The following is an 18,378-nucleotide window of genomic DNA, read 5'->3' on the forward strand; positions in this document are numbered from 1 at the left end:
TCATGCCTGTGACCGCGTGTATCGTTTTCACCGGAGATTGCAGGCGTTGAAGCTGCGCGAAACACTACAGGAAGTATTGCATGAAACATGCAGCATCGTTTTTCCGGGCCGGGTGCCTGGTGGCGGTAGCGTGCCTGAACGTCAGTTTGGCTAACGCCCAATCCTTTGGTTCCGGCAGCATTATTCCGCAGGATCAGCAAGCCCAATCGATGACCTCTCGGACGCAAGGGTCTGACGGGCAGCAGGCCCAGCAGCAGGCAGTCGACGACCAGCCTCGGGCCAACTGGAACAGTGCCAACTACGGTCCGGTCGATCCTGACCAGCCGCCGGTCGACCCCAATATGTTGCCGCCGTTCGGTGCCAACCTGTTCACCGGCGGCTTTCGTGGCGTAATGGCCGATGGCCTGAACCCGGCTTACACCATCAAGCCGGGCGACCAGATCAACCTGCGGGTCTGGGGCGGCACGGAGATGCAGAGCGTGCTGACGGTGGATTCCCAGGGCAACATCTTCCTGCCGGGAATCGGGCCGCTCAATGTGCAGGGCACGTCCAACGGTGAGCTTAATTCCCGTGTGACCAGCGCGATCAAGTCGGTCTACCCGGAAAACGTCCAGGTCTACACCAATCTGCAGGGCGTGCAGCCGGTCGGCGTGTTCGTGACTGGCTATGTCAAAAATCCTGGCCGCTACTCCGGTACGCCGAGCGATTCGATGCTCTACTTCCTCGATCAGGCCGGTGGTATCGACCAGACCCTGGGCAGCTATCGCCAGATCGTGATCAAGCGCGGCGGCCGCACCGTCGACACGATCGATCTCTATGACTTCCTGATCGACGGCAACATGCCGCACCCGCAGTTCCGCGATGGCGACACCATCGTTGTCGAAGAGCGTGGCCCGGCGGTCGCCGTGGTGGGGGACGTTCAGCGCCCGTTCCGCTACGAGCTGGCAGGGGAAAGCCTGACCGGTGGCGATGTGACCAACCTGGCACGTCTGCGCTCCGGCGTTTCTCATGTGCTGTTGCGCGGAGATCGCCCGGAGGGGCCTGTCGCACGTTACCTGACTCTGGACGAGTTCCGCACAGCCGAGATCGAGCGCGGTGACGAGGTTATGTTCAGTGCCGATCAGCGTGCCGAAAGCATCGTCGTGCAGGTCGAAGGCAGCTACTACGGGCCTTCTCGTTACGTGCTGCCGCGGGATGCGCATCTGGGCGAGTTCCTGAACGCGATCAGCGTGCCCAAGAGCATGACCAGCTATCAGGACGTTTCGATTCGCCGCGAAAGCGTCGCGGAGCAGCAGGAAGAATCGCTCAAGGAGAGCCTGCGTCGGCTGGAGCAGACCTATTTGGGTTACCCGGCACGCACGACGGGAGAAGGCGAGATTCAGGTTCGCCAGGCCGAGCTGATCGAAAAGTTCGTGCAGAAGGCGTCTCAGGTCGAACCGACTGGCCGACTGGTCGTCGCCCGGGACAACAGCATCGCGGACATCCGCCTGCAGGATGGCGACGTGATCACCATTCCGGAAAGCACCGATTCCGTGCTGCTGAGTGGCGAAGTGACGATCCCCCAGGCGATGGTCTACACGCCGGGCCTGAGCGCCGAAGACTATATTCAGCAAGCGGGTGGCTACACTCCAAGAGCGGATGAAGACCAGGTGCTCGTCGTGCATCGCAACGGCGCCGTCATTCGCGCTGGCGATACAAGGGTTCGAGCCGGGGACGAGATCATGGTGCTGCCGGCTGCGCCGACCAGCAACATTGAGCTGGCCACTAGCATCACACAGATCCTCTATCAGGTGGCCGTTGCGACCAAGGTCGCGCTGGATCTTTAATTTCAATCGAGCGGCGAGGCGGCAGCGTCTCGCCGCTTCAGGTTTACGACAATGTTTTCTTTAGAGAATGATGGAGCTGCCCGACATCCTTTGCGTGTTACATGGGATGTCTGGGCTGCAATGTTTTCGCGTGAAATGGTCTCAAGAACCACGGCGGATCGTATGGCCTGGTTCTGGATGATCTTCGAGCCATTGGCAACCATTGGCGTCATGGTGGGGATTCGTACTTTCATCATGAGTGGAAGGACCATAGCCGGTGCTGACTTCGTGCCCTGGATGATTGTCGGGCTGATGGGCTTCTATATCTTCCGCGAAACCATGATGAAACCCATGGGGGCGGTCGACGCCAGCCGTGGCCTGTTCACCTATCGGCAGATTCTGCCGATTGATCCGGTGCTGGTACGTTGCTTTGCTGAAGGAATGATAAGAAGTTTTATTTTCTTGTTGTTCATCTTTGTCGGAGAGCTTCTGAAGCTTGATTTGCTTCCTGATTTTGGCGTTGGCGCCTTGCTGGATTGGCTATCGCTCTGGGCGCTGGGGGCCGGTTTGGGGGTACTGTTGTCGGTAGTATCGACGTTAGTATCTGAGGTTGGAAAAGTTGTAAAAATAATAAGCTTGCCCTTGCTTATTATTTCTGGCGTAATTTTCCCTATCACCTATATACCGCATCAGTTCCAGCAGTACGTACTCTGGAACCCTATCGTGCACGGGCTGGAAAGCATGCGGCTCTCCTTTTTTGACGGTTACCATACCATTAATGGTATAGACATAACTTATCTATGGTTATGGGCATTATCCTGTTTGACACTTGGCTTGCTGATGCACATTCGCTTTTCAGCAAAGCTGAAGGCCCTATAACCATAGGTACTGATAGGCAGCGATGTGGGATGATAGAAATTAGCCATTTATATAAACGCTACCATAATCATCACGGTAGCGACTGGGTGTTGCGGGATATTAATCTGGTAATACCTGATGGTACTAGCGTTGGTCTGGTCGGCCGCAATGGCGCAGGTAAATCGACGCTTCTTCGTTTAATAGGGGGGATAGATAGACCTGACAAGGGCACCATTATCAGACGCCGCCGTGTGTCCTGGCCCATCGGCCTGGCCGGCGGATTCAAAGGAGGCATGACCGGACGGCAGAACGTCAAGTTCGTGGCAAGAATACATGGAGTCAAAGCCAGGCTGGACGAGCTGATGCAGGAAGTTCAGGACTTTGCAGAAATCGGTCCAGCTTTCGATGAGCCGGTCAGTACCTATTCCTCCGGGATGAGAGCCAGATTGTCGTTTGGACTATCGTTGGCTTTCGATTTCGATGTCTATCTCTCGGACGAAGCAACAGCGGTAGGGGATCGGGCATTCAAGAAGAAAGCTCAGAAGGCCTTTAAAGACCGAGTGAGCAAGGCTAGCCTCATTATGGTATCCCATGGCGAGAGTATCCTTAAAGAAATGTGTCAGGCTGGCATCTACCTGAAGCAGGGTGAAGCGTTTTGGTATGACAATATTGAAGATGCCATTGCAGAATATCACCATGAAACTGATTAGTAGTACGAATAACGTTATGGGTAAGTATTGAATATGAGAGTTCAGAGTTATCTCAAGAAACACCCGCATTGGGCTATTTGCTTCCTCGCGATCATCGTCAACGCTTTCTATTGGGGGATATGGGCGAGTGATCGTTACGTTTCTCATGCCAATGTTGTTCTCGAAAGTCCGCAGCTTTCCCAGCCACAGTTGAATTTCAGCAGTTTGCTGACAGGCGGTGGCGGCAACGCCGACATGTTGGTGCTGCGCGATTACATGCGCTCTGTCGATATGTTGAAGTATTTGATCGATAACGCTGATTACAGCGAGCATTATGCGAATTCGGGTGCCGATATCTTTAGTCGACTGAGCAGCGCCGACGAGCCCTTGGAGAAAATCTACGATTATTATCTGGACCACGTATCCATAGAAGTTGACGACTATGCCGGCGTGCTTCGTGTTGATGCAGAAGCATTCACGCCCGAAAAAGCCCATCAAGTTGCCTCCCTACTTCTGGAAGAAGGCGAGCGGCACATGAATGAACTGGGCAGGCAGCTCGCCGAGGAGCAAGTCAGTTTCCTCGAAGGGCAAGTCGAGCTACTCAAACAGCGCTATGAAGACACCCGCCAGCAAATGCTGGAATACCAGAATGAAAACGGTCTCGTATCTCCAACAGGAACGGTAGAGAGCTTGAGTTCCGTTGTGTCGAGCTTGCAGGGTGAACTAGCCAGCTTGCAGGCGCAGAAGAGTGCATTGATGAGCTTCCAGAGTTCCCAATCACCTCAGATTGTCCGCATCAATAGCCAGATCAGGGCGCTTAATGAGCAGATCACTCAAGAACAGCAACGGCTGGCTACCAAATCTGGTGATTCGCTGAATGCCGTTTCATCCGAGTATCAACGTTTGCAACTGCAGGCGCAGTTCGCACAGGAGAGCTATTCCGGAGCGCTGTCCGCGTTGGAAAATACGCGTATCGAAGCGGCTCGCAAGCTCAAACAGCTTTCGGTTCTCCAATCACCGACGATGCCTGAATATCCCGAGCGGCCTGAAAGACTTTATGACATCGTACTCTTTACTGTAATTGCGCTGTTTATCACGCTGATTGTGAATATGTTGATTTTGATCGTTAGAGATCATCGAGACTAAAGCCGAGGCGAACATGGAAGCTCAAAAAATTCACGACAAGGATCAGTCACTGGAAGTCGCACGCAACGTATTCTGGGAACAGGCCAAGTCTCTCCAGACCATAGGTGAATCCCTGGACGGCGAGATTATTCTCGCCGTTGATCTGATGCATGAGTGCCAAGGTAAGGTCATCATCTCTGGTATGGGGAAGTCCGGGATCATCGGGAGGAAGATCGCCGCGACTTTGGCCTCCACTGGTACGCCAAGCTTCTTCGTGCATCCCGGTGAGGCCTATCACGGCGATTTGGGCATGATCGGCGCTGACGATCTTGTCGTATTGATTTCCTACAGCGGTGAAACTGACGAAGTCGTGAAACTGCTGCCTTACATTCGTCATATCCAGGCCAAGAGCATCGCGATAACCGGAAATAGGGATTCGACGCTTGCTATTGCTGCAGACATTCATTTAGACGTGTCCATCGAGCGAGAGGCTTGCCCCAACAATCTGGCACCGACGACATCTACGACCGCTACGCTCGTTATGGGGGATGCCCTCGCAGTCGCCCTGATGGATCGACGTGGCTTTATGCCGGTCGATTTTGCCCGATTCCATCCGGGCGGATCGCTGGGGCGAAAATTGCTAACCCAGGTCCAGGAAGTCATGCACCCCGTGCCCTCCATTCAGGAAGGAGCGTCCTTCTCCGACATCGTTCATCAGATCAGCGAAGGTGGCAAAGGAATTGTCTGTATTCTTTCTCGAGATAACGCCTTGGTTGGCGTCGTAACTGACGGGGACTTGCGCCGAGCGATAGAGAAATACGGTAAAACCGAGGCGCTCGTAGCAGAGGATATTATGGGAAAAATGCCTACGACCGTGCCCAGAGGCTCCAACCTCTATGAGTGTGAAAGCCTGATGCGTGAAAAAAGATTGACATCGTTGGTTGTAGTTAATGAACAGCTTGAGCCAGTTGGCGTTATCAAAAGCTTTGATGCTTGATAGTTAAGGAATAGTCTGATGAGTAAAGTTACCAAGTTGATCAAGCACCCAGTCAAATTTTTTGAAGATGCCGCAAAGAAGAAGAAAGAACTAGCAAAGGTGGCTAATGTAGAAAACCCAATCTTTGCTTTTCGGGTCAATGATTGGAAGAGGCCTCTTTTAGAATCCTGGATGTCAGGGAAAACCCTTATATATGTACCTTTTAAAACAAGTGATGTGGAGCTTGAAAAAAAGTGGCTTCCGCTTATAAATAACACTCCAAATGCAGAGGTTTTAGTTTGGGGGCACAATCTTCCCGTGCCGATGAAAAATACTATTAAGCCCATCAGATACGTAGAGGATGGATTTATAAGGTCAGTCGGCCTTGGAGCTAATCATACACCTCCCATGTCGCTATGTTTTGACTCAAAAGCTCCATATTTTGATGCAACGGTCGAAACGGATTTGGAGAAGTTATTAAGCAGCTATGATTTTGATAACGACAAAGAGTTATCGAGACGCGCGGCAGAGCTAAAAAACAAAATAATAAAAAATGATATCAGTAAATATAATCATAATAATGAGAAGTTGCTAAGCAAATCTCTTTCAGACAAACCAAAAATATTGGTTGTCGGTCAAGTTGAAGATGATGCTTCAATTATCTACGGCTGTAAGCAAAAAATATCGAACAATGATCTTGTTAATATTGCTGCTCTAGAAAATCCCGAAGCCGAGATTTTATATAAGCCCCACCCTGATGTTATTGCAAAAAAACGAGAAATGCTTTCTAATCCTAAAGAAGTGGAAGATATCGCGACGGTGATTTATGAGGATATTTCGATATGTTCTCTACTTGGTGAGAATATTCAGAGAGTTTATACAATAACATCTCAGGTCGGCCTCGAAGCTCTGATAAGAGGAATATCAGTCACTACTCTTGGCTGTCCATTTTATGCAGGCTGGGGCGTGACGGATGATCGTCAGGAAAATATAAGGAGAGATAGAAAACTTACCGTTGATCAGATTTTTTCTGCTGCATATATCCTATATCCGCAATATTTTGATCCTTACAGAAAGATCCAAGTTGAAGTAGAGGAAGTAATAGATCTGATCGTTTCAAAGTTGAAGAAAAAAGCCAGCATTAGTTCTGTCGCTAATGATGAAAAAAATAAAAATAGAAAAGTAATAAAAGTCGAGCAGCTTTCTGCTCGAATAGAGAAGGGCGGCCCGAAAGCATTCCTATTTGGATTTGGTCTGCAAAAAGTCACTTTTTTCGTACGTCAGTTGCAAAACCACTTTAACGTTTATTCTTTGAATATGCCTGTGAGCCAGCAGGTTGCGTTAACTGCTTCTCAAATTATCTCAGCTTTTGGTGCAGTTGAAGGCGATAGAGTTGTAATTTGGGGTAGGAAAGATCCTGATGGACTCGAAGGAAAACTGCGAGAGCTCGGTATTTCAGTCCATCGTATCGAAGATGCTTTTATCCGCTCCGTTGGACTAGGCGGGTTGCAGCCAATCCCCTTATCATATATTGATGATGATTCAGGTATTTATTTTGATGCTACTAAAGAGTCGCGCTTAGAAAAAATTCTCAATGAATATGACTTCGATTCAAACCCCCGGCTTATGGAAAGGAGTAGGGGTATGATTCGGGACATGATTGAGAAAGGTACAAGTAAATATAATTTCAATCACGCTGTCGATATTGAGAAATATTACGGGGTTAAATCAAAAAAAAGGATCTTAGTCATAGGGCAGGTGGAAGATGACGCTTCTATTGTCTTTGGTTGCAGTAGGCAAATAACAAATAATGATTTGGTGTATTTGGCGAAGTTTGAAAATCCTGAGGCTCAGATAATTTATAAGCCACATCCAGATGTCCTGTCTGGACTTAGGAAGCGACTTTCAGACCCCTCAGTTGTAGAAGATGTCGCAGACGTTTTATATGATCAGGTCTCATTGTCGGATTCATTTGAAACTATTGATCACGTGTACACTATCACATCGCTTTCTGGCTTTGAAGCACTGCTTCGCGGCATAAAAGTTACAACCGTTGGTGCTCCTTTTTATTCAGGATGGGGGCTGACTGATGATCGGCAACTCGTCGATAGGCGTAAGCGTAAACTAAGTGTGGAAGAGGTTTTTGCCGCCGCATATATACTCTACCCAATTTACGTAAATCCGTTCACGTTACAAAAAAGTACTCCGGAAGAATCGCTTAAACTTTTAGATTGGATTAAAGCTAAAAACATACAGCCGACACCTTCACCTAGTCTAATGGGTAACAGTCAGTCCCATATCAAAAAAATAGAATCTTTAATGGCGTCAGGCAAGTATGCAGATGCACTTGTTCTCGCTAACTTCGCAGTAGCAGCGTATTCGGATTTTGACTCCTATCTTGCAAGAGCCAAAGTAAGAGTGTCTAGTGGTGATGTTGGTCCTAAAGCCGAATCAGATTTCCACTATGCTTGTGAGATAACCGAATGGAAGAATAAAAAATGCCTTTTAGCTTATGCAAAATTTCTTTGGGAGTTTCGTGGATACAATAAAGAGTTGCACGCAGTGCTAGCTAAGCTTAAAAGCCTGGCAGGTTTAAGTAATAGTGATAGAAACGCCATGGCTGCAATGTATGCTGATGGTGGCTATTTCGATAGCATGCTTTCATCGTTTCCAAGCGGCAAAAATAACTCTTTTATAACTGGATACTTGTACCTTTCTTATGTTCTGAGTGGAACGGTGAAACCTTCTAATCAATCTGATTTTGTTGTTGATCAAATTTATGAAAATGTTATTAAATCTGTTCGTGAATTTGAGAAATATGTAAAGCAAAATCGTAGTAATTTCTGTCTCGTTGGAAACTCACCTTGTGAGCTTGGCAGCGAGAACGGTCAGGTCATCGATAGTTTCGAATGCGTCATCAGATTTAATGATTTCAATGTGGACTTCCCCTACAGCCAAGATTACGGCACTAAAACCTCTATATGGGTTAGAATGCCGAAAAATATGGGGCTGTCTGAGAAAAATATAGATAACGTAATTATTAGTGGTTCAAATTGGATTTCAAGACTCCCTGATGGTGTGGAGACGTTTAATTTATTTCAAAGGTTTCATAAGAGTGTGGCTGTTGTTCCCAGTGAGGTTTACAAGCGACTGTCTACGGAGCTTGGGTCAGCTCCTAGTGCGGGCCTGCAAATACTATACTGGATCTACACTTTGATAGGTCCAATTTCCCATAAGCAGGTCTATGGTTTCTCAATGATAGATCAACAGGTAGGCAAGAATTCACATTATGCCTCTAAGAAATCGGTAAGTGTTCGGCACAATTGGATCGCGGAGCGAAAAGTTTTAGATAGTATTGTGGAATAAATAAGTGAATGATTAGAGGGGTGGGTATGGAAATACTTAGCGTGCATTATCGAGATACAAAAAATATTGGTGATCGATATTGCAATCCATTGGACTACTTTGGGTTTGAAGTTTCGCCTGATGTTAAAATAGTTAAAGCAGACGTCAGAAATATACCTGATGATGCTAAGCCTGATGTCGTGATTATTGGTGGCGGGGCAATAGCTAGACACTGCAGAGAGTTAAGAGTATTGTTTCCGTCAGCCAAGCATATAGCTTGGGGAGTCGGAGCAACACAAGCGACCGATGAAATTGTTGATGCTTCCAAGCACGAGAAGTTTTCTCAAGGTTATGAACTATACGGGTGCCGAGATTATCGAGCCCTCGACACTTATGTTCCTTGCGCCTCTTGCATGCACCCGTTGTTTGATAAGCAGTTTGAAATAAAGCATGAATCAGTAGTCTATGGCCATGCTGGAAAAATGCCTCTTGCCGAAGAAGCGCGTGCTTTGAATATTCCCCACCTCCTTAATAATGATAAGTCAGGGTTTGGTGGTGCAATAGCATTTCTAGCTTCAGCTAAAACTGTGGTAACTAGTAGTTATCATGGTGCATATTGGGCAGCTTTGCTTGGTAAAAATGTTGCTGTCATACCTTTTGGCAGCAAGTTTTATAGTTTAAGAAATCTTCCGCCTATAGTATCTTCGGTTGAAGAAGGGCTTACATCTGCGAAGAATTTTCCTGGATCTCTTTTGGAGGCTCGCGCTTTATCAAAAGACTTTTCAAATCGAGTTTATAAAATTCTTTTTGGGGAGGGTGGATGCTGAAATTATTACATAGGAGTGAGTTTAGAACCACTTCATCACTGTCTCTTTTTATTGATCCAGATGAATATTTGAAAAAGAAGTCTTATTTAAAATATCTTTTTTCACCGGAAAAAAGTGTGAGTGTCAAAGTTAAAGCTGATGGATATTTAAAAGAAAATTTCCGTTCAAGAAAGCGCTTCTTTCTCAATGATGATGCGGTATACAGGTTTGATAGCGCCGTGGTTTTCGATAATGGAGGCATCATCACTAGTGATAACAAGCTTTTTACTGATCACTTGCTGAATGACAATGTTTACAAGAGCGTGAATCATTTAAAGCCTAATTATCTAGAGGCGGTTAAGTCTCGTTTAAGCCTCAATTTACTTGGGCGCGGTGAAGCTTCTTTTGATAATCCTATTACTGCTTCCAAATATGTGTCACAGCCAGTTTTTTTGTTCTCGTCTTTGCGTTCAGAATCCTACAGCCACTTTGTTTGGGATACCCTAACATTACTGGTGAATTTTTTTGAGCTGAAGAAAGTTAAGCATGATCTTAAACTTCTAGTGTTAGAGGCTGGCGACAAAGAATCGCTGCCACAATATAAAAAAGAATTTTTGTCTGCTCTTGGCTTGGATTTAAATGAGGTGGTGTTTGCAGGTGGTAGCACGGTTTTTGTGAATGAGTTGTATGTTAGCGATAAGCTAGCTATCAATAACAAGTGGGTTAGGAGGAAATCAGCACTCTTTCTAAATAGACTTTCTTCGAAGCCTAAGGTGCCGGGAAAAATGTTTTTTTTGGATAGAAATGACTATCGCAAGGGTGTGCGCTCAGTTACAAACGAGGATAATATTAGAGAGAAACTGCAATGTTGCGGTTTCGAGATTTTAACACCTGGTAACATGACTCTAGAAGAGAAACAAGAAAAATTTTCTGAAGCATCTATTGTGGTTTCGCAATACGGTGGAGGTGTACAAAATCAATTTCTTTTTCCTCCTGATACGCATATTATCCTGTTGCAATCCTCCGCCTTTTTTAGATATATACTTCATTTCACAGAAAGCGTCTATAACCAAAAAGTCCGCTCGATCATCGGAAAGCCTTTAGGTAATGGTAATAATTCAGATTATTTTATTGATGAGGATTTGCTAATGGACGTCGTTGGTAATGCACAAGAGTCTTTATGAAAAATATTGTTTGTGATTTAGACGATACTATTTGCACTACGGTAGCTGGCGATTATAAAAACTCACTGCCCAATGTCAAAGTTGTTAGTAGACTTAGAGAGTATAGGGCTGCAGGTTTTAAAATAATTATAGCTACTAGTAGGAATATGCGTACTTATGAAGGCAATCTTGGTAAGATTAATGCAAACACATTGCCTGTAATTATTGAATGGCTTGAGCGTCATGGAGTGCCATATGATGAACTCTATGTCGGTAAGCCATGGTGTGGTCAGGAGGGCTTTTATATTGATGACAAAGCTGTCAGACCTGACGAATTTGTCAATCTATCTTATGAAAAACTCCGGGCATTGACGAGTAAGCCTAATGATCCTGATTAATTCAGCGGGCTATGTGGTACCCGAACTGCAGGTTGAATATGGTAAAGTTCCTGCTTGTATGCTACCTCTTGGCAATAAATTGTTGTTACAGCACCAGCTGCAGACTATTGAAGAAAGTGCTGTTAATGATCAGCGAGTTGTTTTGTCGCTGCCAAATAGCTATTTCGCCAGTGCGTCGGATAGCACATTGTTTGATTTAAAAAATATACTTGTCGTTCGGGTCCCCGATGGATTTAGCTTGGGTGAGTCCGTTCTCTATGTTTTAAATTCGACGGGCACCGTAGACGAAGAATTGTACATGCTACATGGAGATACCTATCTCAAACATTTTCCAGGTGAACTGGATGTGGTGGGTATCAGTAAAACTACTGAGAACTATGATTGGCAATTGGAAGAGGTCGGCGAGGATAGTGAGCTGATTTGGTGCGGTTATTTTTCTTTCTCTAATGTTAGAAAATTCATTCAGGCATTGGCATTATCTCGCGGGGATTTTGTCGAGGCAGTTAAAGCATACAGTAGTGACAATGGTTCTGCGTTTTTTCGTGTTGAAGATTGGTTTGATCTGGGGCATTTAAATACGTACTTTAAGTCTCGGGAAAAGATTACTACTCAGAGATCTTTTAATGACTTAAAAATTGGCAATGGCAGAGTAACTAAAACCGGCTCGCCAGCTCAGAAAATTCGAGCGGAAAGTCAATGGTTCCAAAATTTGCCTGCTCATCTAAAAAAATATGCTCCTCAGCTGATGTCTGTCGAGGACGACGGCGAAAACGACGTGAGTTATAGCCTGGAGTACTTGACGCTTCCTCCGCTTAATGAGGTTTATGTTTACGGGCTCAATCCCCCGTTTTATTGGAAAAAAATATTCTCATTAGTTGGTAATTTACTCGCCGATTTTCGTTGTTCGGTCCCGGATTCGGAAGCATTTCGGTATTCTGTAAAATCTGACTTTGAAGTGCTCATTCGAGATAAAACTTATAAAAGGCTTTCTCAGTTTTCTCAAGACGGGATGTACACTCCGCAAACTTTCGTACACTACCGGGGTGAACCTCTTGGAACTTTGGAAGAGATAGCCTCATACTGTGTTGATAGGATACTTTTGTTGCCCCGGATACCAGCTTGGATTCACGGCGATTTATGCTTCAGCAACATGCTGTTCGACTCTCGTGCCGATAATCTGAAACTTATAGATCCGCGCGGGATCAACGATGGTGGCGAGCTCACAGTTTATGGTGACCAGTGCTACGATCTGGCTAAACTCTTTCATTCGGTCGTAGGGATGTACGACTATATTATTGCTGGCCGGTATCGTTTGGAATTATTCGATGATTTCGATATGGGCATTGAATTCGACATCAGTGACCGCCTGTTGGTTATACAAAAACTGTTCTTAGATACTGAGTTTATCCCAGGTCTTCCCACTCGTGACATCCAACCTCTTGTGGTTTTACTGTTCTTATCCATGCTGCCTCTGCATTCCGATAGGCCGGACCGTCAACAGGCGATGCTCGCGAACGCACTACGATTGTATGCAGAAATAAAGGAGGTACGTTCGTGATTGTCATTCCTATGGTCGGCGCCAGTAGTCGCTTTTTTAAAGCCGGTTACGATAGGCCTAAATATCAGCTGCCATTATGGGGCGAGACTGTTTTCTATTGGGTGATGCGCTCGTTCCACAAGTATTTTGATCAGCAAACTTTTTTATTTATTCTGCGGGACGATTATCAAGCTAGAGATTTTGTCCAGGCTGAAATACACCGCCTTGGAATTTCTGATTTTTCGATTGTCGTCCTTGATGCCATGACGCAAGGTCAAGCAGACACTGTTGCGCATGGTTTGTGTGACGTTGCTGACGAAGAGCCAATCACTATTTTCAATATCGATACTCTACGGTACGACTTTGAGTTGCCTGACTTTATCAATGATAGTGACGGTTATCTTGAGGTATTCCACGGGGAAGGCGACCATTGGTCATTCGTAGGGCCTGGAGTTGATTTTACTGTTTTACGGACTACGGAAAAAGACAGAATATCTGATTTGTGCAGCGATGGACTCTACCATTTTGCGTCAAAAGCACTGTTTTTATCCGCTTTTGAAAACGCTGTCCAGAATGATATAAAGTCAAAAGGGGAGTTTTATGTCGCTCCTTTGTATAACTTTTTGATTCAGGCCGGTAAAGATATTCGATATTTGGAAGTCTCTTCCCTTAATATCGATTTTTGCGGCACGCCGGATGAATATGAGGCGCTCGTCGATCGTGGCCCTTTAGCAGACTGAGAGGAAATTAAGTTGAGTAATAAAATCGTTATTGATAGCTTAAATAACCATTCACCCTTCGCCCTGTTTGGCGGCATCAATGTTCTTGAGTCTCGCGATATGGCGCTGAAGGCCTGCGAGCACTACGTCGAGGTAACAAACAAGCTGTCGATTCCTTACGTGTTCAAGGCGAGCTTCGACAAAGCCAATCGCTCTTCCATTCATTCCTATCGTGGTCCGGGGATGGAAGAGGGGCTGAAGATATTCGAGGCCATCAAGTCCGAATTCGGCGTTCCCGTCATTACCGATGTCCATGAAACATGGCAGGCGGCGCCCGTGGCCGAAGTGGCGGATATCATCCAACTGCCCGCCTTCCTGGCGCGACAGACGGATCTGGTCGTCGCCATGGCCAAAACCGGCAAGCCGGTCAATATCAAGAAGCCGCAGTTCCTGAGCCCGGCTCAGATGCTGAACATCGTCGAGAAGTTCAACGAGGCGGGTAACTCGCAGTTGATGCTGTGCGACCGGGGGACATGCTTCGGTTACGACAACCTCGTGGTTGATATGCTGGGCTTCGGTGTCATGAAGAAGGTTTCCGGCGATCTGCCGATCATCTTCGACGTGACCCACGCGCTGCAACAGCGCGATCCGGGCGGCGCCGCATCCGGCGGTCGTCGGCAGCAGGTCGTCGAGTTGGCCAGCGCGGGCATGGCGACAGGGTTGGCCGGTCTGTTCCTGGAAGCGCATCCCGATCCCGACAACGCCAAGTGCGATGGGCCAAGCGCATTGCCGCTGCATCTGCTCGAGCCGTTTCTCACCCATATCAAGACGATAGACGACGCGGTGAAGTCACTGCCCAAACTCCAGATCGACTGAGCCGGTTGTCCTTCATGAAAACAGTCATTGTGATTCCCGCTCGTTACGGCTCCAGTCGTTTGCCGGGCAAGCCTCTCGCCGATATCGTTGGCAAACCGATGATCCAACATGTCTACGAGCGTGCCAGCGCCGTCGGCAATGTGGACGCGGTATGGGTGGCTACCGATGATCGGCGGGTAGTGGATTGCGTTGCCGGCTTCGGTGGTAACGCGGTCATGACCTCTCCCGACCATGTTTCCGGCACCGACCGTCTGGTCGAGGTGATGCAACAGGTTGAGGCCGATCTTTACATCAATGTGCAGGGCGACGAACCTCTGATTCGCTCCGGCGACCTCGAACGGCTGGCTGCGGCGATGCAAGACGTCGGGCCGGACGTTCATGTCGGTACGCTCTGCCATCCGATCTCCCATGAGGAAGCGCAGAGTCCGAACAGTGTCAAAGTTGTGCTCAAGGAGAATGGCGATGCCCTCTATTTCAGCCGTTCGCCAATTCCGTTTCCGCGAGAACCCGCCGAAGCGAGTTTCCTGAAGCACATTGGCGTCTATGCCTACCGTCGCGATGTTCTGGAGCGCTATGGTCGCCTGGCCTCACCCATGCTGGAACGCTCGGAAGTGCTGGAGCAGTTGCGGCTGCTGTACGCGGGAATGACGATCCGCGCCGTCGAGGTCGAGCCGACGGGGCCCGGCGTCGATACGCCTGAGTGTCTCGAACGGGTCCGTGCGCGTTTCCTCGGGCAGGAATACGCCCCCGCTGATCCGCTAGCCAACGTCAAGCTGGTCATTGCTGACGTGGATGGCATTTTGACTGATGGTCGCTTGCACTACACCGAAGCGGGGGAAACGACGAAGACGTTCCATGTTCGCGATGGTCTTGGGATCAAGATGCTGATGGCGTGTGGTGTGCAGGTGGCCCTGCTGTCGGGACGTGATTCGCCGACCTTGAGAAAGCGGGCTGCGGATCTGGGTATTCGACACGTTCTCTATGGCGTGAAAGACAAGGCGGAAGCCTGCCGTCTCCTTCAGGAACAGGCGGCGGTTACCAAGGAACAGACTGTGTGCCTGGGGGACGACTCGATAGATCTTCCCGCTTTTGGCGCTTGCGGGCTGAGCTTTACGGTGAATGATGCACCCGAGTATATCGCCAGTGCGGCTACCGGCGTGCTGCCTGTCTCGGGTGGGGCGGGCGCGCTGCGCTATCTCAGCGACAAGATCCTCGAAGCTCAGGGGAAGGCCGATGTGTTCCAGTCGGTGGAAGGCTATAGTCGTGTCATGCATTCGATGGCGCAATGAAGGCCTGAGCGATGGCGGGCTGGGGCAGTGAGATGAACCGGAGGTAACCGTTATGAAACGGGTTTTTCAATATCCGATCTGGCTGGGTGAGCTATTCACCGGCGCCAAATCTTTCAAGGCCAACCCTCTCATAGGGAACGATCATCTCAATCGCTACGGTCTTCACGTGGGGCGTGTCTGGTTGGCGTACTGGATGTCTCGTCTGCGCATGGCGATGCTGGCGCCGGGCGTGCCCAGGGCGGATCGCGAGCAGTTCCAGCAGTACGGTTACGTGCTCAAGGAAAGCTACCTGCCCGAGTCGCAGTTCCTGGCATTGGTGAAGGCGGTGCGGGAATACGAGGGTGAAATCCGCGAGTGCTGCCAGGGCGATACCAATACCCACCGGATTCTGCTGGCGCCGGAAGTGCTGGAGCAGCTGCCCCAGGTCAAGGCGGTGCTGGAAGATGCCGCGCTGAAGCGGCTGTTCCGCTATTGTGCCGGGCATGCCCGCTTGCCGATCTGCCATATCGAGAACGTGCATAACGGCAGCCGGAAAAATGACACGGTGCGGGACCCGCAGAAGAACCTGCATGTCGATACGTTCCAGCCCACCATGAAGTTCTGGCTCTATCTGGAGGACGTGACCGACGAGAATGGCCCGTTCGTGTTCGTGCCGGGCTCCAATCGGCCGCACCGTGAGCGTTTGAAGTGGGAATACCAGATGAGCCTGCGTGCCCGCGAACACGCGGATCGCTATACGGCTCGTGGCTCGTTCCGGGTAAGCCAGGAAGAGGCTGAAAGGTTGGGCGAGGGCGGCCCACGGCCATTCCGGGTCGCGGCTAACACGCTGCTCATCGCCAATACCTTCGGTGTCCATGCCCGGGGCAATGCCGAGCCGGGCAGCTCCCGCCTGGCGCTATGGGGCATGAGCCGGACCAACCCCTTCCTGCCATTGCCGGGGCTGGGATTCGAATACTTCAACCGCTTGCAGTATCGTGTGCTCCAGCGCATGCGTCGGCAGGAGGACGCCAGATCCGCCGCCAAGGGCAAGCAATCATCCTGGCATGTGATCGAGCAAAAACGCGTGTAGGCTTCTCACGGCATCACTCTTCGTTTCAGTGAAAAGCAACCTTCGGGTTGCTTTTTTCGTTTTGGGCTCCTCAGACGTTGCGAATATTCTGACTCCGCCTCACCAATTGCGCCTATGCCAACTGCCGCTTGACGAACGGTATTTAACTTTAAGGCACGCCGACTGAAGTCATGAGTGCGAGATAAACCATCTTGTCCATTATCTGGTGTTGCCCGATGCTGCACAGACTGTGTCGACAGCGCCAGACCGCAGGCTTTGCATGGCTATTCACTGTTCCCAATAACAACCATGCCCCATGGCGTTCCAAGGAGTTCAGGTATGAAGCCGTTATTCAAAGTCTGTGCCGTGGCCAAGGACGAAGGGCCGTATCTGGCCGAGTGGGTCTTTCACCATCTGCACTTTGGGTTCGATCTCATTCACGTCTATATCAACCGCACTTCGGACGCCTCGGCCGCCGTGCTGGAACGAATAGGCCAATCTTACCCTCAGGTCACCTTCGAGTTTATCGACTGGATCGACCTTTGCGATCCGGGCGTCAGCGCCAAGCTGCAGACGGTCGCCTATGCCAAGGAGCTCGAGCAGTCTCGCCAGCAGGGCGTGAATTGGCTCTTGTTTCTGGATATCGATGAATTCTGGACGCCCAATGACTTTGCCACCTCCGTTGACCGTTTCGTGGCCCGAACCTGCGTTGATGGCCGGCCTCAGCCTATCTGTCATTTATGGCATTGCGAGCTGGGCCAGCATGCCCCGTTCACGCCATTGCAGCGTGGCGCCGGTTATGAACTCTCTTCCCATTTGAAGACCCTGTTTCCGCTCGATGGCATCGATATCAGACACGTGCGAGTCCATCACCCCATCTTCGGGGCGGAGGTGACGCCGCTGGATGCCGATGGCGCGCCGATGACGTTCGATGAGCAGCAGTCGGAATTGGCATCTCGCAGCGCCATGAAGCCGAAAAGCGCTTACATCATTCATCGGATGTACCGCTCGGAACAGGAGTACATGGCGTTGTCACTTCGCGGTCGGCCTTCCCAGCGCCGCCGGTTGAAAATGAATCGCCCTGGCTACCGGTCCCACCGGAATGTATCGATACGCTATCGCTTCTTCTGGCCGGAAGAGGAGTATCGCGATTACGCGCTTCAGCGAGAGCGCTTCTTGGCAGCGCTCGATATCGAAAGCCTCATCACCCAGGATAAGGCCGATATTCTCGCAAGAGCTCGCCGCGCAGTGCGAATGGTAAAAGAGAGGCTCGAGACACCGGAGCGCACCCAGGCGATAGCGTTCTTGAGAGGAACGCGCCATGCCGTTGTCGAAGCCGAGACGGCGCCGGCTCCCTCGGTCAAGTCGCCAGTCGAGCCAATGCTCGATACGCCGGTTCCTGCCCAGGCAACGGCACCCTCGAGCGGAACGAATCATGACGTAGGGGGAGCCGAGAAGCCGCCGGTTCCTTCGGTCAAGTCGCCAGTCGCCGCCGAGCCAATCCAGGCCCCGGTCGACCAACGTGTCGGGGAGCCGGAAACGAATCTTCCGTCGACTCAGCCGGCAAGGCCCCATTCGTGGTTCATGGTGATGCTCGGTTGGCTCGGGTTTTCCCCCGGAGATGCCTCTCAAAGGGCCACCGGTTCGGCTAGTGAGTACGATCGCCGCTGAAAGTACGCGGTCTCGAATCCTGTCGATTATCGTTCGTACGAAAGCATCTCGAAGGCCTGCCAGCACGGCAGGC

At 49.5% G+C, this 18,378-nt stretch carries 15 protein-coding genes; all 15 read left to right on the forward strand.

Annotated features, from left to right (window positions below):
• Positions 1–80: 80 nt before the first annotated feature.
• Complete coding sequence (locus DOM32_RS01780; protein ID WP_110630644.1) at positions 81–1,826, forward strand: polysaccharide biosynthesis/export family protein; 1,746 nt, start codon at positions 81–83, stop codon at positions 1,824–1,826.
• A 51-nt stretch (positions 1,827–1,877) separates the two neighbouring features.
• A complete protein-coding gene (locus tag DOM32_RS01785; protein ID WP_167400640.1) occupies positions 1,878–2,684 on the forward strand; it encodes an ABC transporter permease in 807 nt (268 codons plus the stop codon).
• A 29-nt stretch (positions 2,685–2,713) separates the two neighbouring features.
• On the forward strand, positions 2,714–3,373 hold the full coding sequence (locus DOM32_RS01790; RefSeq protein WP_110630648.1) for an ABC transporter ATP-binding protein: 660 nt from the start codon (positions 2,714–2,716) through the stop codon (positions 3,371–3,373).
• A 33-nt stretch (positions 3,374–3,406) separates the two neighbouring features.
• Positions 3,407–4,498 (forward strand): KpsE/RkpR family capsule polysaccharide export protein, encoded by a 1,092-nt coding sequence (locus DOM32_RS01795; protein WP_110630650.1) that lies wholly within the window; start codon positions 3,407–3,409, stop codon positions 4,496–4,498.
• Between the two features lie 13 nt (positions 4,499–4,511).
• Complete coding sequence (locus DOM32_RS01800) at positions 4,512–5,474, forward strand: KpsF/GutQ family sugar-phosphate isomerase (protein ID WP_110630652.1); 963 nt, start codon at positions 4,512–4,514, stop codon at positions 5,472–5,474.
• Between the two features lie 18 nt (positions 5,475–5,492).
• Positions 5,493–8,819 (forward strand): glycosyltransferase family 29 protein, encoded by a 3,327-nt coding sequence (locus DOM32_RS01805; RefSeq protein WP_110630654.1) that lies wholly within the window; start codon positions 5,493–5,495, stop codon positions 8,817–8,819.
• A gap of 26 nt (positions 8,820–8,845) precedes the next feature.
• On the forward strand, positions 8,846–9,625 hold the full coding sequence (locus DOM32_RS17680) for a glycosyltransferase family protein (protein WP_157957004.1): 780 nt from the start codon (positions 8,846–8,848) through the stop codon (positions 9,623–9,625).
• The gene (locus DOM32_RS01810; protein ID WP_110630656.1) at positions 9,619–10,788 is read left to right on the forward strand and encodes a glycosyltransferase family 61 protein; all 1,170 of its coding nucleotides are present in this window, start codon (positions 9,619–9,621) and stop codon (positions 10,786–10,788) included. Before DOM32_RS17680 ends, DOM32_RS01810 begins: the two co-directional genes overlap by 7 nt.
• Positions 10,785–11,165, forward strand: coding sequence for an HAD hydrolase family protein (locus DOM32_RS01815; RefSeq protein ID WP_110630658.1), 381 nt, complete (start codon positions 10,785–10,787; stop codon positions 11,163–11,165). The genes DOM32_RS01810 and DOM32_RS01815 overlap by 4 nt, the downstream gene beginning before the upstream one ends.
• The gene (locus DOM32_RS01820; protein ID WP_110630660.1) at positions 11,152–12,723 is read left to right on the forward strand and encodes an aminoglycoside phosphotransferase family protein; all 1,572 of its coding nucleotides are present in this window, start codon (positions 11,152–11,154) and stop codon (positions 12,721–12,723) included. The genes DOM32_RS01815 and DOM32_RS01820 overlap by 14 nt, the downstream gene beginning before the upstream one ends.
• Positions 12,720–13,442, forward strand: a complete 723-nt coding sequence (locus DOM32_RS01825; RefSeq protein WP_110630662.1) for a glycosyltransferase family 2 protein — start codon at positions 12,720–12,722, stop codon at positions 13,440–13,442. Before DOM32_RS01820 ends, DOM32_RS01825 begins: the two co-directional genes overlap by 4 nt.
• Before the next feature lie 12 nt (positions 13,443–13,454).
• The gene (kdsA, locus tag DOM32_RS01830; protein ID WP_110630664.1) at positions 13,455–14,297 is read left to right on the forward strand and encodes a 3-deoxy-8-phosphooctulonate synthase; all 843 of its coding nucleotides are present in this window, start codon (positions 13,455–13,457) and stop codon (positions 14,295–14,297) included.
• Positions 14,298–14,311: 14 nt separating this feature from the next.
• Positions 14,312–15,586 carry a 3-deoxy-manno-octulosonate cytidylyltransferase gene (gene kdsB, locus DOM32_RS01835; protein WP_110630666.1) on the forward strand — a complete coding sequence of 425 codons (1,275 nt, stop codon included), beginning with the start codon at positions 14,312–14,314 and terminating at the stop codon, positions 15,584–15,586.
• Positions 15,587–15,638: 52 nt separating this feature from the next.
• Positions 15,639–16,655 (forward strand): phytanoyl-CoA dioxygenase family protein, encoded by a 1,017-nt coding sequence (locus DOM32_RS01840; protein ID WP_110630668.1) that lies wholly within the window; start codon positions 15,639–15,641, stop codon positions 16,653–16,655.
• 288 nt (positions 16,656–16,943) lie between these two features.
• Positions 16,944–18,305 (forward strand): glycosyltransferase family 2 protein, encoded by a 1,362-nt coding sequence (locus tag DOM32_RS01845; RefSeq protein WP_110630670.1) that lies wholly within the window; start codon positions 16,944–16,946, stop codon positions 18,303–18,305.
• The last annotated feature ends 73 nt before the right edge of the window (positions 18,306–18,378 follow it).

Origin of the sequence: Salinicola salarius (assembly GCF_003206135.1) — a bacterium.
GTDB classification, from domain to species: Bacteria; Pseudomonadota; Gammaproteobacteria; order Pseudomonadales; family Halomonadaceae; genus Salinicola; species Salinicola salarius.

Bases quoted from the DNA above. Each gene is read 5' to 3' on its own strand.
- DOM32_RS01795 (WP_110630650.1), top strand. From the start codon at position 3,407: ATGAGAGTTCAGAGTTATCTCAAGAAACACCCGCATTGGGCTATTTGC.
- DOM32_RS01820 (WP_110630660.1), top strand. From the start codon at position 11,152: ATGATCCTGATTAATTCAGCGGGCTATGTGGTACCCGAACTGCAGGTT.
- DOM32_RS01815 (WP_110630658.1), top strand. From the start codon at position 10,785: ATGAAAAATATTGTTTGTGATTTAGACGATACTATTTGCACTACGGTA.
- DOM32_RS17680 (WP_157957004.1), top strand. From the start codon at position 8,846: ATGGAAATACTTAGCGTGCATTATCGAGATACAAAAAATATTGGTGAT.
- DOM32_RS01790 (WP_110630648.1), top strand. From the start codon at position 2,714: ATGATAGAAATTAGCCATTTATATAAACGCTACCATAATCATCACGGT.
- DOM32_RS01780 (WP_110630644.1), top strand. From the start codon at position 81: ATGAAACATGCAGCATCGTTTTTCCGGGCCGGGTGCCTGGTGGCGGTA.
- DOM32_RS01845 (WP_110630670.1), top strand. From the start codon at position 16,944: ATGCCCCATGGCGTTCCAAGGAGTTCAGGTATGAAGCCGTTATTCAAA.
- DOM32_RS01840 (WP_110630668.1), top strand. From the start codon at position 15,639: ATGAAACGGGTTTTTCAATATCCGATCTGGCTGGGTGAGCTATTCACC.
- DOM32_RS01805 (WP_110630654.1), top strand. From the start codon at position 5,493: ATGAGTAAAGTTACCAAGTTGATCAAGCACCCAGTCAAATTTTTTGAA.
- DOM32_RS01785 (WP_167400640.1), top strand. From the start codon at position 1,878: ATGTTTTCTTTAGAGAATGATGGAGCTGCCCGACATCCTTTGCGTGTT.
- DOM32_RS01800 (WP_110630652.1), top strand. From the start codon at position 4,512: ATGGAAGCTCAAAAAATTCACGACAAGGATCAGTCACTGGAAGTCGCA.
- kdsB (WP_110630666.1), top strand. From the start codon at position 14,312: ATGAAAACAGTCATTGTGATTCCCGCTCGTTACGGCTCCAGTCGTTTG.
- DOM32_RS01810 (WP_110630656.1), top strand. From the start codon at position 9,619: ATGCTGAAATTATTACATAGGAGTGAGTTTAGAACCACTTCATCACTG.